Below are 7990 nucleotides of genomic sequence, written 5' to 3' on the forward strand. Positions count from 1 at the left end.
GAGCTTTCCCCTAATTATAATTAGAACTCTTTATTATAAACTTATTGATGTGAAAGAGCCACCGCAGAGTTATTCAGTATTATATAATCTCAATACTTTTTTTGAATCCGTTGTATAAGTTATTTCGTAAAAATAATTCAACTGCCATTTTTGAGTTCTTTCTGCTTGTTTATTATTTGCAATGACCCAACTCGGGTACACTCGAAATGCTCTCTTTCCTTCTTTTTTGTCCGTTGATATTATTCCTTTTTTTATCAACACAGATTTTGGAAAAACAAATTGGCCAAACTGGTTTTCAGACTTTACGTTTACTGTAAAAAAATCAAATTGGTCATTTTCATTAAAAGGTTCAATTGGTCCGTTTGCAATCCGTTTCCAAAAAGTTACAAACTGTCCTACTTTTTTAGGGGTAATTTTAGCGTTTCTGTTTATAATATTTCGGCCGTTTAAATCAAATCTGCAGGCTTCATACTCTTTACTTTCCGTTTCAAGTAAAAAATCCGATATTTTCAATCCGCATTTTTCATAAATTTCCGTCTTTATTCGATTAAGATGATCATCCATATTTCTTACTTAGTTTGATTTTATAAGTAGCGAGCAGTGACTTTCGATTTGAAACTGATGTAAACACCTTTGTTGGCAGCTGGCTTTTTTGTATACTAACAATGTTTCAATTGACAACTGTTGAAGTTTGTTTCAATCTGAACAGTAGGATGCTGAATACGATGTTTTCCCATTAATTTGATTATTTTGTTTAAAATATCCTGTTCAGTTTTTCCTGTTGCATTATTGACAACTGCGTGTAAGGAGCCTACATTGTAATTACCGTCCAAACTCCAAACGTGAACATCGTGTATATTGGTAATGCCTTCTATTTGGTGTAAATCCGTTTCTAACTGGCTCAGATTTACATTTTCAGGTACCGACTGCAACATTACTTTAAGTGTATTGATTAAATTTTTAGAAGCATTGAACCCTATATATAAAGCAATAGCAATCGTTAAAAATCCGTCTATCCAATTCCAACCTGTAAAGTGTATGATTGCAGCTCCAATCAATACGACTGCCCAACCCAATACATCTTCGAACAAATGAAGCATTATAGATTGGCTGTTATGGTTATGTCCCCCATGGCTGTGTCCCTGATGATAATGTCCTCCGTCATTTTTTATTCTAAGGAAAGCAAAACCATTTACTGCAAGCCCTAAAACTGCCAACCACAACATTCCTACACTGTGAATTTCTTTAGGATTTAAAAAAGAGTTGTATGCAGCAAAAACCATTGTTACTGAACCTGCCAATAGAAATATGGACAAACCTAATGCTGCTAAAAGGGAAAAACGTTTGTAACCATACGAGAATTTAGCGGTGCGTTTCTTGTCCGAAACATTTTCTAACAATATTGCCAAACCTATTGCCCCTGCATCCATAAAATCGTGAAACGCATCAGCAATAATTGCTGTTGAATTGGTTAAGATACCGCCAATTAATTCAACTATTGAAAAGAATAAGTTGAGCCAAAAAGCTAAAGCCAATGAACTTTCTTTGGAATGTTTAATTCCTGTGAATTTGTGGTTATGATTGTCTCCGTTACAATTTTTATGTTCGTAATTATTTGCCATTCTGTTTGTTATTTTAATACAAAAATAATGGCTAATGTGGTGCAATACTATTGCAAACTTTCATCGAGACAATTTTCGCAAATCCCTTTGGCGAAGAAGCGGATTTCATCAATCCTGAAATCTCCCCCTATCTGACTGGGCAAAAGAATATTTTCCCTACAAGTGGTTTGTTTACATATTTTACAGTAGAAATGTAAATGCCAATCTTTATGTGTAATTTCACTACATTCATCATCACACAAAACGTATTTTGTAGTGGTGTTTTCCTGGATACTATGTACAATTCCTTTCTCTTCGAATGTTTTTAAGGTTCGGTATATTGTAATTCTATCTGCAGTAAAAAGCTGCTCTTCAATTTCCGATAATGACAATGCCACATTTTGGGTTACAAGAAAATCGTATACCAAAATTCTCATACTTGTCGGTTTCGTACTTCTATTTAGTAATTTATTTACAGTAGCCTTATCCATTCTGCTTTTCCATTAAAAAATAATTAATTTATCAAAACAAATACTTATTCTGTTTCTATGTTACGTCATTTTTTTGCATTCCGCCAACATCCGTATAAAAACTGTGCGAGCTGGCGCATGATTGTCCGCAGGTTCCGACCGAAGGGAAAAGCGCAGCACAATCCGCTAAGTGAGCACGGAAATTTGATTCAAGCCTGATTTAAGCATTGTTTTTATATGTCCACAGTTATTTTTTTGCTTCTAAGTTTATTACTTGGTCAATCCAATCGGAATTATTGTCAAGATTATAATCGGGTTTTATCCCAATGTATTCGTAATTGCTGTATTTCCTATTTGTGCGTTTTGTGGATAAAACGACTTTAAATTTGGAACAACTTGTTTTTGTAGAAAAAGACCGGTTCCCGTAACCGTAGGTGAGCATTCCTCTTGAATTTTCTCCGACCAAGATAGTTCTTTCATCTTCTTTTAATGCTAAGGCTGTTAATTCTGCCGAACTTGCAGTTTTGAAATTAATCAAAACATAAATCTTTTGGATTGCTTTGTTCCTTTTTAATGCTTTGATTAATGGTTTTGTTTGGTTAATAGAACCGCCACCATTATTTCTTAAATCTATTATTAGGTTTTCTTTGGTTAGATTATCTAAATAATTGTCGTAAAACTTATCCGCTTCTTTAATTAGTTTATTGGTTCTACTTAAAGTCTTGATACCAAGATAATCAAACGAAGGATTTACTGATTTATACGTGAAATTTTCTTTATGATTTTTATTGAAGAAATATTCGTTTTCCTTGTTCCAAAAGGTAGAGTGAATTCTACCGTCTGAAATTTCAATATTTTTTTGATAGAAGATCAATCCATTCTGGTAATACTCAAAAAGCTCAAAATTTCCATTGGGCGTTTTATTAATACGCAATCTTAATTTGCCCTTAGTCCAATCATCAGAATTAGATTTTAAGGTAATTCCATACCAAATACTGTCACTTTCTTTCTTGACTAAAATTTTATCGCTTCCAGCAAAATATATTCCTGAAATGCTATCGTTACTTTTAGAAGTACTGTCAATTACTTTTAAATATGCTGGTACATTTCTATCTATATTATCTGGCACAAAATAAATTTCGTTGTGTCTGTCATTAATAAATGAGATATATTTTTGTAAATAGCCAACACAAAAAAACTTGCTTAAACTGTCATTTAATATTTCTTGTTTTATCTCTTCTTTCCATTTTTTGAATTCTGCTTCTCTGTCTTCTCTTTTTATTTGGTATTTATAGCTCTTAGCGTTTTCAATCAGTTTAGAAGTATTATTAAGTTCGTCAACGCAATCACAATTATTCTCTTGGCTGAAGATTAAATTCACTCCAAAAATTAATATTAATGTCAAATATTTTTTAATCATCTTATGTTTGTAGGTTTTTTTCATAATTGTGGGCAACTTCCCGTATAAAAACTGTGCGAGCTGGCGAGCTTGATTGCCCGCAGGACAATCAGGCGTTGCAAGCGAGCACAGAGTTTCGAATTGAGATAGGTTTGAGCATTGTTTTTATATGTCTTAGCACCCGGCTTTTATTCCATTGTTATTTTGTCAATCGTATTTTTTAGCGAATTGTCGTTAGTCAGATATTGTTTTTCTATTAATTCCATTAGTTTGTTGTCATTTAAAGTTGTTTGTAATGTTGAAATTAAAAAATCGTAATTGGTAAAAGTGGTTTCCGTTTCGAGAATTGTAATTAGCCATTTCCACATTTTTTCTTCTCCGATTTCTTTTTTTATTGCTGTGAAAATCAATGGCGCATAATCATATACATACAGTTGTCTGTTTTCGTATTCGGTTTCTGATTTTACTTTGCCAAATGGTTTAGGACTGAATTTTTTTAGATGTTCAATTTTTTCATCAATCTTTTGTTTGTAGAGTTCTTCGCCCATTATGTCTTTTGTCAGCTGTAACGATAATAACTCTGCAAATCCTTCGCTCATCATATCCCCAAGTTCCGAATTGAAGACTTTTACAGTTCCAAAATAATAATGTCCTAATTCGTGTGCTATGTATGGTCGCCAAAACTTTTGATATTTAGGGTCAACAATATTTTTAAGCCCATTGTTCCAACCAATGCTAAAGATTGTGGGATATGAAACAAACATCCAACCATCTTTTTTTGAAGTAGGCGTTGTTTGTATAAAACTTACTGGTTGGTCGAATGGTCTATTTAATTTTTTGGCGTAAAAAGCTTTATAATCGTTTATAAGTTTGCCGAAGGTTTCTATTTCTTTTTCGCCCATTCCCGAATTTAAGAAGTAGGTGTTATCCAATTCGGCAAAATCGTAATTGCCACAAAAAAGAGTTAATTCTTGGGGAAATTCACTTTTGAAATTTTGTTTTTGTGCCTTTACAGGTTTGCTCCCATTAGCATATAAGGTTGAACAATCATTACAGATTATTTCTATGTCGTAAGTAAGGTGTTCGTAAGTTTTGTCATTTGTTATGTCGTATAGAACAGGATACCAAGCAGATTGAAATCCATCTGCCCTTACGGAATTGTGATTAAAAGCAATGTTTCCTTTCCAATCTTTTCGGCTATAATTTTCAATGGTGTCCTTAACCACAGGAAATTTACCAACATATTTGAATTGGATTGATTTTGGAAGAAATTTGCCTTTTCCATTGCCGTCCTTAAAATAATAAGCGTTACTTTCTCCTGTTGATGTTGTATCATTAAATGCTCTGCTGTATTGTATTAAAAACTCTTCAGGTTCTAATGCTTTAATGTGCAAAATATTGAGCCCTGAATTTATTCGAATATAATAATCATTGATGTGTGGAAAATCACTTAAAGTCAAATCACCTTCGAGAGTTCCCTGTTCAATTGAGATTTCAATTTTTCCGGTAAGTTTTGGAACTCCTTGTTGTGCTGACAGTTTAATACAGGTTAGTAAGGTCAGAAGTAAAAATGTTCTTTTCATTCGTGATGTTTTTTCAACTTGGTGCTAACGTCTCGTCCTATGAAAATTGTGCGAGCGGGCGAGCATGATTGTCCGCAGGACAATCAGCGAAGCAAGCAAGCAGAGAGTTTCGCTTCGAGACAGGTTTGAGCATTGTTTTTATTGTTGGAAACTGTTTTATTTCTTTAAACAGTTTGTTTCCTCTAAACAATAGAATTCCAGGGTATAAATGGTGTCTTTATCATTCCGCCAAACATTAACTTGCAGACTGTTCGGGTTCTTCGAAATTGAGTCGCCAATTTTTAGAAAATCAAAAAATCCACTTGTTTCCCAATCCAAAAGAATTACGTCGGTTCCTGGGCTTTTATCAAGAATCACTTTCTCATACATATGTTGATCTTGATCAATGTACTTTTCTATTATCACTCCGCTATATTCGTCCGATTTTTCATTTTGTTTTAACGATTCACAGTCCACTTTATGATCAGCAGTGCCAAAGAAAAATGCCAAACCTATTACCCCAATTAAGCCAAGTATGATATTAAATTTTTTCATTCAGAGAAGGATCCTTGTTCAAATTATTGCCAACGTTTAGTATATAAAAAGTAGGACGGGACAAACCGAAACAAAAAAACCTTTCAAAAAATGAAAAAGCTTTATTTTAATGATGCTACAATTTAAAACTGAAATGCGTACTGAATTTTTAGACCAAAGGCTAGCGTCCTTATTTCATCTACGTATTGCCCTGGATTCATATCACTCCTGGAAGCTAGAAGACTACCAGTTGCAAAAAAGGTTGGATCTTGATTATTATAATCAATAAGTCTTTCTCCAGAAGCTTCAGGTCTAATATCATTTAGGCCGTAATCAAAGAACAGCCCCATGTAAAGAGATTGACTGTTTTCCAACATAAGCTTGATTCCGCTTTCCAGCTGTGCTACAAAGTTGGTTTTAAGATTTAAGTCTGATTTAGCTCCATTTACTGCGTCAAACTCCCCAAATCCGGCAAACTCGGGATCGGTAAGTTCCACATCGTATTGCGGATAATAACCATTGGTTTGCAATGAAAGAGTTTTAGATTTGTATTTTGAATCTAAAACAAAGCCTGCCTTAACCCCAGCAGCGGCATAAAACCTGGTCATCCCTTGAGATTCATACTGAATCTGTAGCGGAATATTAAGAAAATACACTTCCTGTTTCTCCGAAAAATTATTTGCCTGATATCTAAATTCAAATTCCTCTCCTTCCAAATCCTGAGTCATAAATGCACCCTGAATAGTGGGTATAATTATCGAACCTTCCATATACTGGAATTCTGCTCCTGTACCAAAACTCCAGTTATCAGAAATATAATAAGCGTATTTAGCTCCAATGCCAAAGCCATTACCTAATTCACTATTCGCTCCCAGCGCTTCGTAATCTAATTCAGAAAACGAACCCTGAAGATAAAATGAGACTTCATTATTTGATTGAGCCAATGCCTGGGTACCTACACTAATTAGTGCAAGTATTAAAACAAGCTTTAATATGACCATTTTTCTGGCTCCCATTATATTATTAGTTTTCATATATATTTAATCTTTAAAATAATTTCAAAAAGTACAAAGCTTCCTTATTTTATTATGAATTTGATTGACCTACTAATGTTTTCAGTTTCAATCTTGAGAATATATACTCCCATTTGAAGGTTGTAAGGCAAGGTTATGTTTGTAATTTTTCTATTCGAATTCATTTGCTTAAGAAGCATTCCATTTAGATTGTGTATGGAAAGCTGCATGGTTTCAAGTTCTTCTTTAGGAAAATCTGCTAAAAGCTCCATAGTGCCACCTGAACTTACAGGGTTTGGTGCTAATGAAACATTGAAAGAACTCCTTAACTGAATCTCGGAAGTACAGGTTTTAAGGATCTCTCCTTCTTCAGTTTCCAATACCACGTAATAAGAGCTTTCTGCATCCAAGAGGTCATCTGCATTTTTCCCGGCAGAGAAGTATTGTTCATTTCCGATCACGGAACCATCTTTATACCAACGGTAACTCACAAATTTATATCCACCATTGGTTTCACGATTATTATTAATCAGCATGACATTATTAAACTTCTGAATTACAATATCCTCGAAATTGAAATTCTTCTCTACAGTGATACTATAAGTTTTAGTTGAAATTCCATCTTCAGAAGTCACGGTCACAGTTTCCCGGTAGATACCAGGCGCCGGAGTACTTATGGTAAAGCTATTATCCTGATTTATTGATGACCCTTGATTTTGCTCAAGTTCAATAAACACCTCATTTTCAGTGTTTCCACAACCAATAAGATAGTAAATATCTACACCAGGGTTGGAATAAGTAACTCCATTGATAACCGCAGTATTTAGAAGTGCTTCACTACCATTTATGGTAAGAGTTCTTACCACGGGAGGAGCCGCTTCATAATTTTGGTTTCCTTCTTGGGTGGCTGTGATGGTAATTTGCCCTCCACCTAGGATTCTTACAAATCCTCGGGGACCAACTGTAGCCGCCGGATTCTCTGTTTCATAGGTATAGGAATAAACTACACGTAAACCGGAGTTTGAAGTCGCATCCAGTTGAAAATGTTCATCTGATAGTTGATTTCGATCTTCAAGTTCATTAAAACTAATTTCCTGTTCTGCCTTTTTAATCACTAAGTTAGTGGTCAGTACCAAGTCTTCATATCCCTCCAGGCTTACTGTTGCAGTCACCGTATATGTCCCTGCATTTGTATGTGTATTATTGTTATACGCTACGGTAGCTCCTTCTGGCAATCCAGTAACAAAAATACTATGTTCACTCCCGTCGTAGGTGAAGAACTCAAATTCTCCATCAAAACTCACTCCTGCAATCTCTGCATTTTCTATCACCAGTAATACCTCTTTGGAGATCGACAAATAATTATCAGTTTCTTCGGCAGAAATAGTAACAGGATAAGTTCCTGCAGCGG

General features: G+C 34.5%; 8 protein-coding genes. All 8 read right to left on the reverse strand.

The features are described 5' to 3' along the window. Nucleotides 1-69: 69 nt before the first annotated feature. On the reverse strand, nt 70-564 hold the full coding sequence (locus tag B4F31_RS17345) for a MepB family protein (protein WP_093305445.1): 495 nt from the start codon (nt 562-564) through the stop codon (nt 70-72). A gap of 95 nt (nt 565-659) precedes the next feature. Then, nucleotides 660-1622, reverse strand: coding sequence for a cation diffusion facilitator family transporter (locus B4F31_RS17350; RefSeq protein ID WP_286761833.1), 963 nt, complete (start codon nt 1620-1622; stop codon nt 660-662). Nucleotides 1623-1669: 47 nt separating this feature from the next. Next, entirely contained in the window at nt 1670-2092 is a 423-nt protein-coding gene (locus B4F31_RS17355; RefSeq protein WP_093305449.1) for a Fur family transcriptional regulator, read from the reverse strand. 226 nt (nt 2093-2318) lie between these two features. Next, nucleotides 2319-3515: a S41 family peptidase gene (locus tag B4F31_RS17360; RefSeq protein WP_286761834.1), complete on the reverse strand. Its 1197-nt coding sequence runs from the start codon at nt 3513-3515 to the stop codon at nt 2319-2321. A gap of 143 nt (nt 3516-3658) precedes the next feature. Next, complete coding sequence (locus B4F31_RS17365; protein WP_286761835.1) at nt 3659-5053, reverse strand: hypothetical protein; 1395 nt, start codon at nt 5051-5053, stop codon at nt 3659-3661. Nucleotides 5054-5209: 156 nt separating this feature from the next. Further along, nucleotides 5210-5587 (reverse strand): hypothetical protein, encoded by a 378-nt coding sequence (locus tag B4F31_RS17370; protein ID WP_093305455.1) that lies wholly within the window; start codon nt 5585-5587, stop codon nt 5210-5212. Between the two features lie 122 nt (nt 5588-5709). Beyond that, entirely contained in the window at nt 5710-6600 is an 891-nt protein-coding gene (locus tag B4F31_RS17375; protein WP_093306671.1) for an outer membrane beta-barrel protein, read from the reverse strand. Nucleotides 6601-6644: 44 nt separating this feature from the next. Next, nucleotides 6645-7990, reverse strand: a 1346-nt coding sequence (locus tag B4F31_RS17380) for a T9SS type A sorting domain-containing protein (RefSeq protein WP_286761836.1), incomplete at its 5' end; no start/stop codon positions are given.

This window comes from Salegentibacter sp. UBA1130, assembly GCF_002311535.1.
Classification (GTDB): domain Bacteria; phylum Bacteroidota; class Bacteroidia; order Flavobacteriales; family Flavobacteriaceae; genus Salegentibacter; species Salegentibacter agarivorans.